Below are 13,953 nucleotides of genomic sequence, written 5' to 3' on the forward strand. Positions count from 1 at the left end.
CGTTGTCTCCTTCTGTGCACACAGTCTATGGGGCCGGTGCCGCTTGGGGATTGTGGAAATGACGTAACGCCGCAGCGGCCCGATGGCTGGCGCTCCTAGAATGTTTGCCTCTCCACCGGAAGCCCCTTCATGTCTGATGCGCACCCGCTCCTGAACCCCTCTTCTTCGCCCGAGCCTGGGGAGGCCGCGCAGGCCCCCGCAGAAACCGGGCTGATCCGCATCCGGGGCGCGCGCCAGCACAACCTGAAAAACATCGACCTCGACATCCGCACTGGTGAGCTCACGGTGGTGACCGGGCCCAGCGGCTCGGGCAAGTCCAGCCTGGTGTTTGACACGCTGTTCGCCGAGGGCCAGCGCCGCTACGTGGAGACCTTCAGCGCCTACGCGCGCCAGTTCCTCGACCGCATGGACAAGCCGGCGGTGGATCGGGTGGACGGCGTGCCGCCCGCCATCGCCATCGACCAGACCAACCCGGTGCGCAGCTCGCGCTCGACGGTGGGCACGATGACCGAGCTGAACGACCACCTGAAGCTGCTGTTCGCGCGCGGCGCCGACCTGTTCGACCGCGAGACCGCGCTGCCGGTGCGGCACGATTCGCCGGAGTCGATCTACGCCGAGTTGCAGAAGCGTTGTGTGGGATTCACCGCCGGGCCGCCCCAAGGTGAATCAGCCCCCTCGGGGGGCAGCGAACCACGCGCAGCGGGGAGCGTGGGGGCAAATGGTTCCGATCCCCGGCTGGTCGTGACCTTCCCGGTCGAGCTGCCCGCCAGCACCACACCCGAAGAAATCGAACAGTGGCTCTCTGCCAGCGGTTACACGCGGGTGCAGGCCGAACGGATCGTCCAGCGCGCTGCGCCGGCGCCCGATGCCAAAGCGGCGAAAGCCGCCAAAACCACCAAGGCCAAGGGTGCTGCGCCCAGCGAATCGGTGAAGGTGCTCGACGTGGTGGCCGACCGCTTCCGCATCGGCACCGCCGAGCAGGTGCGTGTGATGGAGGCCATCGAAGCCGGCCTCAAGCGCGGCAGCGGCAAGCTGATGGTGTATGTGCTGGGCGAGGAGGGAGCGAGCCGCCCCGACGCCGGGCCGCCCCAAGGCGGGGCAGCCCCCTCGGGGGGCAGCGAACCACGCGCAGCGGGGAGCGTGGGGGCCTCCATCGTCTGGCGGTTCTCGACCGGCCTGCATTGCCCCGAAAGCGACATCCGCTACACCGACCCGACGCCGTCGATGTTCTCGTTCAACTCGGCCGTGGGCGCCTGCGAGGCCTGCCGCGGTTTCGGCCGCGTGATCGGGGTGGACTACGGGCTCGTGATCCCGAACGACAAGCTCACCTTGCGCAACGGCGCGATCAAGATCTTCCAGACCCCCGCCTGGAAAGAAGCGCAGGACGACCTGATGCGCCACGCTGAAAGCGCGGGCATCCCGCGCGACACGCCCTGGAACAAACTCACGCCCGAGCAGCAGCACTGGGTCAAGGCCGGTTCGCCGAACTGGAACGGCAAGTGGAACCAGCACTGGTTCGGCATCGCGCGCTTCTTCGAGTACCTGGAGAGCAAGGCCTACAAGATGCACATCCGCGTGCTCTTGTCCAAGTACCGCAGCTACACCGAATGCCCGAGCTGCGGCGGCGCGCGCCTGAAGACCGACAGCCTGCTCTGGCGCATCGGCACCAAGGCCCAGGCCGACGCGGTGCTGCCGCCCGAAAGACGCTACCTGCCGAAGGGCGTGAAATGGTCGCGTGCGCAGCTGGAGGCTTTGCCCGGCCTGTGTCTGCACGACCTGATGCTGCTGCCGCTGGACAAGTTGCGGGTGTTTTTTGCGGCGCTGGACAAGACGCTGGTCCCGGCGGGCTCGGACCTCGCGGGGGCCGGCCAGGCGCAGGCGGTGCGCCTGCTGTTCGAAGAAATCAACACCCGCATCCGCTACCTGTGTGAGGTCGGCATCGGTTACCTCACGCTGGACCGCCAGAGCCGCACGCTCAGCGGCGGCGAGGTGCAGCGCATCAACCTCACCACGGCGCTCGGCACCTCGCTGGTGAACACGCTCTTCGTGCTCGACGAACCCAGCATCGGCCTGCACCCGCGCGACATGGCGCGCATCAACGACGCCATGCTGCGCCTGCGCGACGCGGGCAACACGCTGGTGGTGGTGGAGCACGACCCGGCCGTGATGCTGGCCGCCGACCGCCTGATCGACATGGGCCCAGGCCCGGGCGAGCGCGGCGGACAGATCGTGTTCGACGGCACGCCCGAAGCGATCCGCAGCGCCGACACGCTGACCGGCGCCTACCTCGGCGCGCGCAAGACCGTGGGCATGGGCTTCAAGCGCATGGTGACCGACAGCACGCCCAGGCTCATCCTCGAAGGCGCGCGCGAACACAACCTGCAGAACGTGAGTGTCGAGTTCCCACTGCAGCGGCTGGTGGTGATCACCGGCGTGTCCGGCTCGGGCAAGTCGAGCCTGATCCAGGACGTGCTCGCGCCCGCGCTGCTGCGCCACTTCGGCAAGTCCACCGACGCGCCGGGCGCACACGACCGCCTGCTCGGCGCCGACTTCCTGAGCGAGGTCGTTTTCGTCGACCAGTCGCCCATCGGCAAGACCGCGCGCTCCAACCCGGTGAGCTATGTGGGCGCCTGGGACGCCGTGCGCGCCCTGTTTGCCGACGCGCCGCTGTCGCGTCAGCGCAGCTACACCGCGAGCAAGTTCAGCTTCAACAGCGGCGACGGGCGTTGCCCCACCTGTGGCGGCTCCGGCTTCGAGCACGTGGAGATGCAGTTCCTGAGCGACGTGTATTTGCGCTGCCCGGATTGCGACGGCAAACGCTACCGGCCCGAGATTCTGGAAGTGAAGATTGAACGCGGTGCCCGCTGGTTCAACGTGGCCGACGTGCTGGACCTCACCGTGAGCGAGGCCGCCGCGCTGTTTGCGGCCGATCGCGAAGTCATCCGCGCGCTGCAGCCCATCGTGGACGTGGGGCTGGAGTACGTGAAACTGGGTCAGCCGGTGCCCACGCTCTCGGGCGGCGAGGCGCAGCGCCTGAAGCTCGCGGGCTTTCTCGCCGAGGCCGCCAAGACGGCGAGCGCCAGCCGCCAGCCGATCTCGCGCAAGGGCACGCTGTTCCTGTTCGACGAACCCACCACCGGCCTGCACTTCGACGACATCGCCAAGCTCATGCGCTCGCTGCGCAAGTTGCTGGACGCCGGGCATTCACTGATCGTGATCGAGCACAACCTCGATGTGATCCGCGCCGCCGACTGGCTGATCGACCTCGGTCCCGAGGGGGGTGCGGGCGGTGGCCTGGTGGTGGCCGAGGGCGCGCCCGAAGAGGTGCGGCAACACGCCAGCAGCCACACCGCCAAGGCCCTGCGCGACTACGCCGAGTCCATGGGCGAGGTGCACGCGGTGCACGAAGGCCGGCTGGTCGACTACCTGAAGCAGCCGCAGCGCCAGCGGGCTTCGGCCGCGCGCGCCGCGGGCCACAGCAACGCCATCCGCATCGTCAACGCCAAGGAGCACAACCTCAAGAACCTGAGCGTGGACATCCCGCGCGGCCAGTTCAACGTGATCTCCGGCGTGAGCGGTTCGGGCAAGTCCACGCTGGCCTTCGACATCCTGTTCAACGAAGGCCAGCGGCGCTACCTCGAATCGCTCAACGCCTACGCGCGCAGCATCGTGCAGCCGGCCGGCCGGCCCGAGGTGGATGCGGTCTACGGCATCCCGCCCACGGTGGCGATCGAGCAGCGGCTCAGCCGCGGCGGGCGCAAGAGCACGGTGGGCACCACCACCGAGGTCTGGCACTTCCTGCGCCTGCTCTACGTGAAGCTGGGAACACAGCATTGCGTGCACGACGGCGCTGCGGTCATGCCGCAGAGCCCCGAGAGCATCGCCGCCGCCATCCTCACGCGCTACGCCGGCCAACACATCGGCCTGCTGGCGCCGCTGGTGGTCAACCGCAAAGGCGTCTACACCGAGCTGGCCGACTGGGCGCGCCCTCGCGGCCACACGCACCTGCGCGTGGACGGCGAGTTCCTGCCCACCAGCGGTTTCCCGCGCATCGACCGCTTCAAGGAGCACACCATCGAACTGCCGGTGGCCGACGGCGTGGTGGACCCGGCCAACGAGGCCTGGTTGCGCAGCCAGCTCAGCAAGGCGCTGGAGATCGGCAAAGGGCAGGTGCATGTGCTGCACCAGATGCAGGGCCTGGCGCAGGCCATGGTGGACGGCACGTCCACCGTGGGCCTGGGCAAACTGGAGGTCTTCTCCACCAACCGCGCCTGCCCGGTCTGCGCAACCAGCTACCCCGAGCTGGACCCGCGCCTGTTTTCGTACAACAGCAAACACGGCTGGTGCCCCGACTGCGTGGGCACGGGCCTGGCGCTCTCGCGCGAGCAGCGCAAGGCGCTGGACGATTCGGTGCGCGACGACAACGAACGTGGCCGCGAACAGAGTTTCGCCGAGCCCGAGGTGGAAGACCTGGCCGATCGACCCTGCCCGGCTTGCGAAGGCACCCGTCTCAATGCGCAGGCCCGTGCGGTGAAGTTCGGCGGTGTGGGGATCACCGACGTGGCCCGTCTGTCGGTGAATGAAGTCCGCTCTTGGGTGCAGGGCTTGCTGAAAGTGGCCGCGCTGACGAGCCGCGAAGCCGACATCGCGCGCGACCTGCTGCCCGAGATCGAAAGCCGCCTCGCCTTTCTCGAAGAGGTGGGCCTGAACTACCTCACGCTCGACCGCGGCGCGCCCACGCTCAGCGGTGGCGAGGCGCAGCGCATCCGCCTGGCCGCGCAGCTCGGCAGCAACCTGCAGGGCGTGTGTTACGTGCTCGACGAACCCACCATCGGCCTGCACGCCCGCGACAACGCCATCCTGCTCAACGCCCTGCACAAGCTCGGCGAGATGGGCAACACCCTGGTGGTGGTGGAACACGACGAAGACACCATCCGCCGCGCCGACCACATCATCGACATCGGTCCCAGCGCGGGCAAACGCGGTGGTCGTGTGGTGGCGCAGGGAACGGTCGCCGACCTGTCTGCGAATGAAGAGTCCGTCACCGGGCGCTACCTGCTGCACGCGATGAAACACCCGCTGCAGCCGCGGCGAGCCGTGGATGCGGCGGCTCCTGCACTCGAAGTCCGCGGCGCCAAGCTGCACAACCTGCAGAACCTCAACGTCGCCGTCCCCCTGCAACGCCTGGTCGTCATCACCGGCGTCAGCGGCTCCGGCAAATCCACCATCGCGCGCGACGTGCTGCTCACCAACGCGGCCGCCGCGGTGTCCGCCCGCAGCACCTTCGCCGGTCGTCAGGCCTGGGACAACGACGGCGTGCGCCCGGCCTGGGTGGGCTGCGACAAGCTGCTGGGCTCCGAGGTGGTGGACCGCGTGCTCGAAGTCGACCAGACCCCCATCGGCAAAACGCCGCGCAGCTGCCCGGCCACCTACATCGGTTTCTGGGACACGGTGCGCAAGCTGTTTGCCGACACGCTGGAAGCCAAGGCGCGCGGCTACGGCCCGGGCCGCTTCAGCTTCAACACCGGCGAAGGCCGCTGCCCGGGCTGCGAAGGGCAGGGCATGCGCACCATCGAGATGAGCTTCCTGCCCGACGTGAAAGTGCCCTGCGAGGTCTGCCACGGCGCGCGCTTCAACCCCGAGACCCTGGCCGTGAGCTGGAAGGGCAAGAGCATCGGCGACGTGCTGCAGATGGAGGTGGACGAGGCGGTGGGGTTCTTCGCCAGCATGCCCAACATCAGCCACCCGCTGCAGCTGCTGAAAGACGTGGGCCTGGGGTACCTCACGCTCGGCCAGCCCAGCCCCACGCTCAGCGGCGGCGAGGCGCAGCGCATCAAGCTCGTCACCGAACTCAGCAAGGTGCGCGACGACGTCACGCGCCGCGGCCAGAAGGCGCCGCACACGCTGTATGTGCTCGACGAGCCGACCGTGGGCCTGCACATGGCCGACGTGGAAAAGCTCATCCGCGTGCTGCACCGCCTGGTGGATGGTGGTCACAGCGTGATCGTGATCGAGCACGATCTGGACGTGATGGCCGAAGCCGACTGGATCATCGACCTCGGCCCCGAAGGCGGCTCGGGTGGCGGACGCATCGTGGCGGCGACCACGCCGGAAGCCGTGGTGCGGCTGGGCACGCACACCGGCAAGGTGTTGGGGCCCGTGCTGGCCCGTGGCGCTCCAGTGGCGCTGGTGGCCTGAGGTCTTCCGGGGCCCCGGCGGTGTGGTGCCGCCGTTCAGGGGCGCCCGGCGCCCGGCACGCTGACCGTCGTGGTCCAGATCGCGGCCTCGCGTGCCGCCTGGCGGGCGTGTTCGTTGAAGTCCGGGGCGACACAGACGAACAGGGTGCGCCCGTCCGGGCCGCCCAGCGTGCAGGCGAACGCGCCCTGGTCGCCGGTGGAAAGGCTGTCGAGCACCTCGCCGCCGGGGGCCATGCGCACCACGCGGTGGCCGACGGCGTCGGCGAACCAGACCGCGCCGTCGGCGTCGAGTGTGGCGCCGTCGGGCGCGGCCTTCAGGCTGCCCAGCACCGAGGCCATGTCGGTCAGCGCAGGCAGGTCGCCGAAGCGGGCCCAGTCGCGGCGGGGGCCCAGGCTGCCATCGGCCCGGATGTCGAAGGCCGAGATGCGGTTGCCCATGGTCTCGCCCACGATCAGGGTCTGGCCATCGGGCGTGATCATGCTGCCGTTGGGGAAGTAGAGCCCGGTGGCCGCTTCGTGCACCGAGCCGTCGGGATCAACCCGCGCCAGCGTGGCCGTGTGCGGCGTGCCGCCGCCCATCAGGTCGAAGCCGAAGTTGCCGACGTAGGCGCGGCCCTGGGCATCGACCACCATGTCGTTGGCGTGGCCGCCCGCCACCGACGACAGGTCGGCGTGGGTGACGAGTTGGCCGTCGGCTTCCTGCCGCAGGACCCGGCGGTCGCGCATCGACACCACCAGCAGGCGGCCGTCGGGCAGCCAGCCCATGCCCGAGGGTTGCCCGGGCACCTCGGCCACCGGCGTCACCTCGCCCTGCAGGTCCACCCGCACGATCTGGTGGGTGTAGAAGTCCGACAGCCAGAGCTGCCCGTCGTGCCAGCGTGGGCTTTCAAAGAAGGTGTAACCCGAGATGAACGGCGAAAAAGGCGCGGGGATGCTCATGGTGTCTCCTGAATGTTGTGGGGGCGGGAACGGCGCCACCTTAGGGCACGACCCTGGCCGGCCGCAAGCAGAACCAATCACCTGCGCGACGCGGCGCTCCGCGAAGCCCGTGCGGTACCCTGCGCCGATGGAACACCAGGTCATCCACATCCACCCGGCCGCGCCACCCCAGCCGGCCGAGGGCGCGCCCTGCAACGGCTGCGGCGTGTGTTGCCTGGCCGAGCCCTGCCCGCTGGGCCAGCTGATCTCGCGCAAACGCACGGGTGCCTGCGACGCGCTGCGCTGGAGCGACGCCGAGGCTCGGTACCGCTGTGGCGTGCTGAGCGACACCGCGGGCGTGCTCGGTGCCCGCTGGCGCTGGGCCGCGCCGCTGCTGCGCCGGCTGGCACGGCGCTGGATCGCGGCGGGCATCGGCTGCGACGCGAGCCTGCAGAGCCAGCGGTGACAATGTCCGCATGCTGATCTGGCCCCTTCCCGCCCTGCTGACCTGGGCACTTGCCTGGGGCGTGTTCCTGGGGTTGCGAGCGAGCGGGCTGGGCGCCGTGGCGGCCTTCGTGCTGGCGCTGCTGGTCTCGGGCCTGCCGGCCTGGACGGGGCGCACGCCGTGGCGCCGCGTGTTCATGCTGGGCGGTTTCCCGCTCTCGCTGCTGGCCACAGGCGCGGCGGGCGGTCTGCCGGGCTGGGTCTGGCTGCTGCCGCTGGCGCTGCTGCTCGCGCTGTACCCGCTCAACACCTGGCGCGACGCGCCGCTGTTTCCCACACCCACCTTGGCGCTGAAGGGCCTGGCCCTGAAAGCGCCGCTGCCCGAGGGCGCGCAGGTGGTGGACGCGGGTTGTGGGCTCGGTGCCGGCCTGAAGGCCTTGCGCGGCGAATACCCGATGGCCCAGCTTCACGGCCTGGAGTGGAGCTGGCCGCTCACGCTGCTGTGCGCGCTGCGCTGCCGCTTTGCCCGCGTGCGCCGGGCCGACATCTGGGCCACCGACTGGTCAGGGTATGACCTGGTGTACCTGTTTCAGCGCCCCGAGAGCATGGCCCGCGCGATGGAGAAGGCGACCGCCGAACTGCAGCCGGGCGCCTGGCTGGTGAGCCTGGAGTTCGAGGCCGTGGGCTGGAAGCCGAAGGCCAGGCTGGAGTCGGTGGCTGGCAAGCCGGTCTGGCTCTACCAGGCGCCGTTCCAGCGCTGAAATGGTCTCCCCCCGCAGCGCTTCGCGCTACCCCCACGGGGGCTGAGGGCCGTGGCTCCAAGCCTGCCTGCGTAGGCTTGGACAGCCCGAAGAAGCCTCACCGTCCGGCAAAGCCGGCCCGGCGGTGCCCTGGGTGCACCGCGTCATGGGCAGGTTGTGGCGCTTCCCGCGGCCTGGAAAACAGATTGGGCTTCAGCGCCAGATCACCCAGACCCAGGCGAGCGCCAGCAGCGCCATCCCCCACAGCAGCAGTCGGGTGCGCACCCGCAACACCTCCACCGCGGCCACCAGCCTGGCGTTCTGCTCGGCGAGTTCGGCCAGGGTCTGTGTGAGCTGGTCCTGCGCCTGGGCCTGGCTGTCGATCTGTTGCTGTGCCGCGAGCAGGCGCTGGTGCAGCGCTGCCGCGCTGGGCGGTTCGGCCGAGGGCATGGGGATCACGCTGTCGCCAGCAGCGGGCACGCTCTTGGGGGCGCGCTGACGCTCCATCAGCTTGCGCGCGGCGTTCAGCACCTTGGGCGCGTGTTCGATCACGTCGCCCCAGGGGATCACCTTGAGCGCAACGAGCCAGGGAATGGCCATGGGGGAGTCCTTTGTGGGTGGAAAAACGGCTGCGGTGGGAGCGGGCCAGCAGCTTAACCCGCGTGCCAGATGCGTCCGGGCTTGCGCAGCGTCAACCCTTGGAGCGGTTGGGTGGCATAACATGCTCAACTGCGCATATACAGATAAATGGAATCATCATGGACTGGACGACCGGGATCGAACGCTGGGGCGAACCCACGGTGCTCGCGCTGTGCGGGCTGGCGGTGGGGCTGGGTTTCGGCTTTTTTGCACAGCGCTCGCGCTTTTGCCTGCGCGCGGCGGTGGTGGAGTTCTGGCACGGCAAGTTCGGCGAGAAGCTGGCCGTGTGGCTGCTGGCGTTCGCCACGGCGGTGGTGGTGGTGCAGCTGTTCGTGGTGAGCGGGACGCTGGACGTGAGCACCGCGCGCCAGCTCGCCACCCGCGGCAGCCTCTCGGGCGCGCTGGTGGGCGGGCTGATCTTCGGCGTGGGCATGGTCATGACCCGCGGCTGCGCCAGCCGCTTGCTGGTGCTGTCGGCCAACGGCAACCTGCGGGCGTTGCTCTCGGGCCTGGTCTTTGCGGTGACGGCGCAGGCGGCGCTCGGCGGCGCGCTGGCGCCACTGCGCGAGGCCATCGCCGGCTGGTGGGTGGTGGACGGTGGCCCCTCGCGCAGCCTGCTGGCCCTGATGGGCGTGGGCCCGATGGACGGTCTGGCCTTTGGGGCGCTGTGGCTGGTGGTGGCCGGGTTCTTTGCCCATCACAGCGGCTGGAGCTTCTGGAAGTGGGCCGGCGGCGTCGGCACGGGCCTGATGGTGGCGCTGGCCTGGGCCGGCACCTACCAGGTGATGAGCCACTCCTTCGAACCGGTGCAGATCCAGGGGCTCACCTTCAGTGGCCCCTCGGCCGAGTGGCTGATGCGCGTGCTGGCCGAGCCCGGTGAGCCCTGGACCTTCGGTCTGGGCCTGATGCCCGGGGTGTTCGTCGGCTCGCTGATCGGTGCGCTGGTCGGGGGCGACTGGAAGCTCGAAGGTTTCGGCGGCGGCTACACCATGCCGCGCTACATCGTGGGGGCCATCTTCATGGGCTTCGGTTCCATGCTGGCCGGCGGCTGCGCGGTCGGCGCGGGCATGACGGGCGGTGCCATCTTCGCCGTGACCGCCTGGCTCACGCTGGGCGGCATGTGGGTGGGCGGCGGCCTGGCCGACCGGCTGTTCGACAGGGCGCACGCCCCCGCGCCGGCCCCGGCCGTGCCCTGATCAACCCGCTCGGTGGGCGCGGCGCAGCAGCCACCAGCCCGGCCCGGCCACCGCGAGCAGCAGCGCGGGAAAGCCCAGCACCGGCGCCCAGTCCAGCATGGCCGCGCCCAGGGCCGGCGCCAGCACGCCACCCAGCGTGTACGACAGCACCAGCACGGCGGTGCTGTTGACCAGGGTGATGCCTTCTTCGCGCGAGCCGATGTCGATCATGGCCAGCGTGTAGAGGCAGCCACCCGCGCCGCCCCACAGAAACGCCACCGGCGCGGCCAGCCAGGGCGTCTGCGCCACGAACGGGATCACCAGCGTGGCCAGCAGCGTGATGACGGCGCAGCCGTGCAGCAGCCGAAGCCGCACCGTGTGGGCGTCGCCGAAACGCCGTCGCGGGTGGGCGCTCATCCGATCGGCCAGCAGGCCGGCGGGCAGCATCATCAGCGCGCTGCCCAGGCCGCTGGCCGAGACCAGCAGCGTCGCCGCCGTGACCCCCAGGCCCAGGCTCAGGCCGTACAGCGGCAGGATGGACGTGAGCCCGCTCTCGAAAAAGCCGCCGACAAAGCCCACCGTCATGATCAGCGGGTGGGCGCGCAGGGCGTGCCACACGCCGTGCAGGCCCACGCGCGCGCTGTGCGCGTCGGCGGCGCTGGGCAGCGGCGGGATCAGCAGGCTCCAGACCAGCCCGATGGCCAGGCTGCCCAGCACCAGCCACAGCGCCACCGGGTTCTGTGGGCCGACCCACGCCAGCAGCGCGGGGCCGATCACGAAGGTGGTGCCCACCATGGTCTCGAACAGACCGACCATGCGCCCGCGTTGCTGCGGCGGCGCGAACTCGGCCACCACCGCCTCGGCCAGCACCCAGCGCAGGCCCGAGGCCGCGCCGGCGATGAAATCGAGCACGAACCACGCCGGCAGCCAGTCGGTGAACAGAAAGCCCGTGGTGCTCACCACCGGCACCGCCGCCGCCAGCCAGAGCGTGGGCCGCCGCCCCAGCCGCTGCGTGATGGCCGAGGCAAACGGTGTGATGACGAACACCCCCACCCAGCCGCTGGCCGCGAACAGCCCGGCCAGGGTGGTGGACACGTCGGCGCCCTTGAGCCGCAACAGCAGCAGCGGCAGCAGCATGAAATAGCCCACCAGCTCGAAGAAGGTGGAGCCGAAGATGGCCCAGAGGCCGAGCCGGGCATGGGGCGGTGGCGCCGCGGGCAGGGCGGTGCCGCTGTGGCCGGGTGGCAGCGGGTGTTCGCTCACGAGGCCTCCCGCGCCGAGAGCACGGCCTGCGCCACCTCGGCAAAACCGGCGCCGCGCTCGCGCTGCGTCACATACCGCGGCCGGTGCGCGAGCCGGTCCCAGAAGCGAGCCACATTGGCCACGCCCACGCTGTGAGGGCAGTGGCCGAACATGGTGGCGTCGTTGGTCGAGTCGCCGACATAGACCCAGCGCCGCAGCTCGGCGTCGAGGTCGCGGCCGAGCCGCTCGCGCACGATCCAGCGAGCGCCGGCCAGCTTGTCGTGGCCGCCGATCCAGCCGTTGATGTGGATCGAGCTCACGGTGGCGTTCAGCCCGCCGTCCTGCATCAGCCGCACCACCTGAGCGATGGTCGCCTCGTCCAGTTGCGTGAACTCGCTGTGGTCGATGGCGATGTCGGTTTCGCGGCCGGGGCTGTCCTGCGACAGCCGGGTGTGCGGCAGCGCGCTCAGGATGTGCTGCGCCACCGCCTGCAGCTGGGTTGCGTTGGCGCGCCGCGTGGCCTCGTCCTGCAGCCAGGCCTTGCACAGCGCGCCGTCCGCCCCGCGCCACAAGGCCACGGCGCCGTTCTCCGCGACGATGGCGTTCACCGGCCAGGCCAGTGCAAAGGCCTCGCTCCAGCCCGCCGGGCGCCCGGTGATGGCGAACACCGGCAGGCCGACCGCGCGCAGCCGGTGCAGTGCGGCCAGCGCGTCGGGCGTGATGGCGCCTTCGGTGGTGAGCGTGTCGTCGATGTCGGTGAGCACCCCGTGGATGCCGGCGCGCTCGGTCTGCGGCCAGTCGGCCAGTGACGGGGAAAGGGGGAAGTGGGGCATAAAGGGGGAGCAGTTTCGCAGATGTCAAAAAACCGGGGCTGCGGTAGAATCCCCCGATCCGAGGAGCGTTGCAGCGCACCCCTGACCACCGGTCAGCGTGGGGCGTGAGGCTCGGAAATCCATGCAACGACGCTCATCCACTGACGTGTGATGGGCTTTTTTTTGCCTGTTCATGCCAGTGGTTCTTGCCAACCTCATCTGGAGTTTCCATGAACGCTCGCATCCCGACCGCCGTCAACACCGACTGCGCCATCACCGACATCAGCCTGGCCGCCTGGGGCCGCAAAGAAATCCGCATCGCCGAGACCGAAATGCCCGGCCTGATGGCGATCCGCGAAGAGTTCGCCAAGGCGCAGCCGCTCAAGGGCGCGCGCGTCACCGGCTCGCTGCACATGACCATCCAGACGGCCGTGCTGATCGAAACCCTGCAGGCCCTGGGTGCCCAGGTGCGCTGGGCCTCGTGCAACATCTTCTCCACGCAGGACCACGCCGCCGCCGCCATCGCCGCCAGCGGCACGCCGGTGTTCGCCATCAAGGGCGAGAGCCTGGCCGACTACTGGGACTACACGCACCGCATCTTTGAATTCGGCGCCGCCGGCACCGAAGGCGAAGGCCCGAACATGATCCTGGACGACGGCGGCGACGCCACCATGCTCATGCACCTGGGCAAGCAGGCCGAGAAGGACCAGAGCGTGCTGGCCAACCCCACGAGCGAAGAAGAGCAGATCGTCTTCGCCGCCATCAAGGCCAAGCTGGCCGTGGACCCGACCTGGTACAGCCGCAAGGGCGCGCAGATCATCGGCGTGACCGAAGAGACCACCACCGGCGTGCACCGCCTGAAGGAAATGAGCGTCAAGGGCTCGCTGATGTTCCGCGCCATCAACGTGAACGACTCGGTGACCAAGAGCAAGTTCGACAACCTGTACGGCTGCCGCGAGAGCCTGGTGGACGGCATCAAGCGCGCCACCGACGTGATGATCGCCGGCAAGGTCGCCTGCGTGGCCGGCTACGGCGACGTGGGCAAGGGCTCGGCCCAGGCCCTGCGCGCCCTGAGCGCCCAGGTCTGGGTGACCGAGATCGACCCCATCAACGCCCTGCAGGCCGCGATGGAAGGTTACAAGGTCGTGACCATGGAATACGCCGCCGACAAGGCCGACATCTTCGTGACCACGACCGGCAACAAGGACGTGATCCGCCACGAGCACATGGTCGCCATGAAGGACCAGGCCATCGTCTGCAACATCGGCCACTTTGACAACGAGATCCAGGTCGCCACGCTGGAACAGTACGAGTGGGAAGAGATCAAGCCCCAGGTCGATCACGTGATCTTCCCGGACGGCAAGCGCATCATCCTGCTGGCCAAGGGCCGTCTGGTGAACCTGGGCTGCGGCACCGGCCACCCCAGCTTCGTGATGTCGTCGAGCTTCGCCAACCAGACCATCGCACAGATCGAACTGTTCACGCACAGCGATTTCTACGAAGTGGGCAAGGTCTATGTGTTGCCCAAGCACCTGGACGAGAAGGTCGCGCGCCTGCACCTGAAGAAGGTGGGCGCCATGCTGACCGAGCTGAGCGACGAGCAGGCCGCGTACATCGGCGTGCCGAAGCAGGGCCCGTACAAGCCCGACACGTATCGGTACTGAGTACCCCCCGCGCCGCCTTCGGCGTCACCCCCCAAGGGGGCGGCGCTGGCGGCCCGGCGGAGCCGGTTCCGCGGCGCCCTGGGGTCTCGCGGCCTTCGGACCGCTCGTTTCGCTCCGGCGAA

The 13,953-nt window shown here is 69.5% G+C and carries 9 protein-coding genes and 1 riboswitch; of the genes, 5 read left to right on the forward strand and 4 right to left on the reverse strand.

The genetic code is table 11. The features are described from left to right. The first annotated feature begins 129 nt into the window (after window positions 1-129). Entirely contained in the window at window positions 130-6,198 is a 6,069-nt protein-coding gene (locus IM738_RS25170; protein WP_236963719.1) for an excinuclease ABC subunit UvrA, read from the forward strand. Between the two features lie 35 nt (window positions 6,199-6,233). Here IM738_RS25170 and IM738_RS25175 read toward each other — a convergent pair whose 3' ends face one another. Beyond that, on the reverse strand, window positions 6,234-7,136 hold the full coding sequence (locus IM738_RS25175) for an SMP-30/gluconolactonase/LRE family protein (protein WP_236963720.1): 903 nt from the start codon (window positions 7,134-7,136) through the stop codon (window positions 6,234-6,236). A 127-nt stretch (window positions 7,137-7,263) separates the two neighbouring features. Here IM738_RS25175 and IM738_RS25180 point away from each other — a divergent pair, with 127 nt between their 5' ends. Both IM738_RS25180 and IM738_RS25185 read left to right on the forward strand, forming a co-directional pair. Then, window positions 7,264-7,581 carry a hypothetical protein gene (locus tag IM738_RS25180; protein WP_236963721.1) on the forward strand — a complete coding sequence of 106 codons (318 nt, stop codon included), beginning with the start codon at window positions 7,264-7,266 and terminating at the stop codon, window positions 7,579-7,581. Between the two features lie 10 nt (window positions 7,582-7,591). Then, window positions 7,592-8,320 carry a class I SAM-dependent methyltransferase gene (locus IM738_RS25185; protein WP_236963722.1) on the forward strand — a complete coding sequence of 243 codons (729 nt, stop codon included), beginning with the start codon at window positions 7,592-7,594 and terminating at the stop codon, window positions 8,318-8,320. Window positions 8,321-8,512: 192 nt separating this feature from the next. On the opposite strand, the gene IM738_RS25190 is transcribed toward IM738_RS25185, so the two are convergent. Then, on the reverse strand, window positions 8,513-8,899 hold the full coding sequence (locus IM738_RS25190; protein ID WP_236963723.1) for a hypothetical protein: 387 nt from the start codon (window positions 8,897-8,899) through the stop codon (window positions 8,513-8,515). 158 nt (window positions 8,900-9,057) lie between these two features. On the opposite strand from IM738_RS25190, the gene IM738_RS25195 reads away from it, so the two are divergent. After that, window positions 9,058-10,134, forward strand: a complete 1,077-nt coding sequence (locus IM738_RS25195; RefSeq protein WP_236963724.1) for a YeeE/YedE family protein — start codon at window positions 9,058-9,060, stop codon at window positions 10,132-10,134. On the opposite strand, the gene IM738_RS25200 is transcribed toward IM738_RS25195, so the two are convergent. Next, window positions 10,135-11,376, reverse strand: coding sequence for an MFS transporter (locus IM738_RS25200; RefSeq protein ID WP_236963725.1), 1,242 nt, complete (start codon window positions 11,374-11,376; stop codon window positions 10,135-10,137). Continuing rightward, window positions 11,373-12,188, reverse strand: a complete 816-nt coding sequence (locus IM738_RS25205) for an HAD-IIB family hydrolase (RefSeq protein WP_236963726.1) — start codon at window positions 12,186-12,188, stop codon at window positions 11,373-11,375. Before IM738_RS25205 ends, IM738_RS25200 begins: the two co-directional genes overlap by 4 nt. Window positions 12,189-12,242: 54 nt before the next feature. Beyond that, window positions 12,243-12,330: riboswitch (S-adenosyl-L-homocysteine riboswitch) on the forward strand. A gap of 67 nt (window positions 12,331-12,397) precedes the next feature. On the opposite strand from IM738_RS25205, the gene ahcY reads away from it, so the two are divergent. After that, window positions 12,398-13,831 (forward strand): adenosylhomocysteinase, encoded by a 1,434-nt coding sequence (gene ahcY / locus IM738_RS25210; RefSeq protein WP_236963727.1) that lies wholly within the window; start codon window positions 12,398-12,400, stop codon window positions 13,829-13,831. The last annotated feature ends 122 nt before the right edge of the window (window positions 13,832-13,953 follow it).

Source organism: Hydrogenophaga sp. SL48 (assembly GCF_021729865.1).
Lineage (GTDB): Bacteria > Pseudomonadota > Gammaproteobacteria > Burkholderiales > Burkholderiaceae_C > Hydrogenophaga.

Excerpts from the sequence above, each read along its gene's own strand:
- IM738_RS25175 (WP_236963720.1), bottom strand. The coding sequence starts at position 7,136 with ATGAGCATCCCCGCGCCTTTTTCGCCGTTCATCTCGGGTTACACCTTC.
- IM738_RS25185 (WP_236963722.1), top strand. The coding sequence starts at position 7,592 with ATGCTGATCTGGCCCCTTCCCGCCCTGCTGACCTGGGCACTTGCCTGG.
- IM738_RS25170 (WP_236963719.1), top strand. The coding sequence starts at position 130 with ATGTCTGATGCGCACCCGCTCCTGAACCCCTCTTCTTCGCCCGAGCCT.
- IM738_RS25190 (WP_236963723.1), bottom strand. The coding sequence starts at position 8,899 with ATGGCCATTCCCTGGCTCGTTGCGCTCAAGGTGATCCCCTGGGGCGAC.
- IM738_RS25195 (WP_236963724.1), top strand. The coding sequence starts at position 9,058 with ATGGACTGGACGACCGGGATCGAACGCTGGGGCGAACCCACGGTGCTC.
- ahcY (WP_236963727.1), top strand. The coding sequence starts at position 12,398 with ATGAACGCTCGCATCCCGACCGCCGTCAACACCGACTGCGCCATCACC.
- IM738_RS25205 (WP_236963726.1), bottom strand. The coding sequence starts at position 12,188 with ATGCCCCACTTCCCCCTTTCCCCGTCACTGGCCGACTGGCCGCAGACC.
- IM738_RS25180 (WP_236963721.1), top strand. The coding sequence starts at position 7,264 with ATGGAACACCAGGTCATCCACATCCACCCGGCCGCGCCACCCCAGCCG.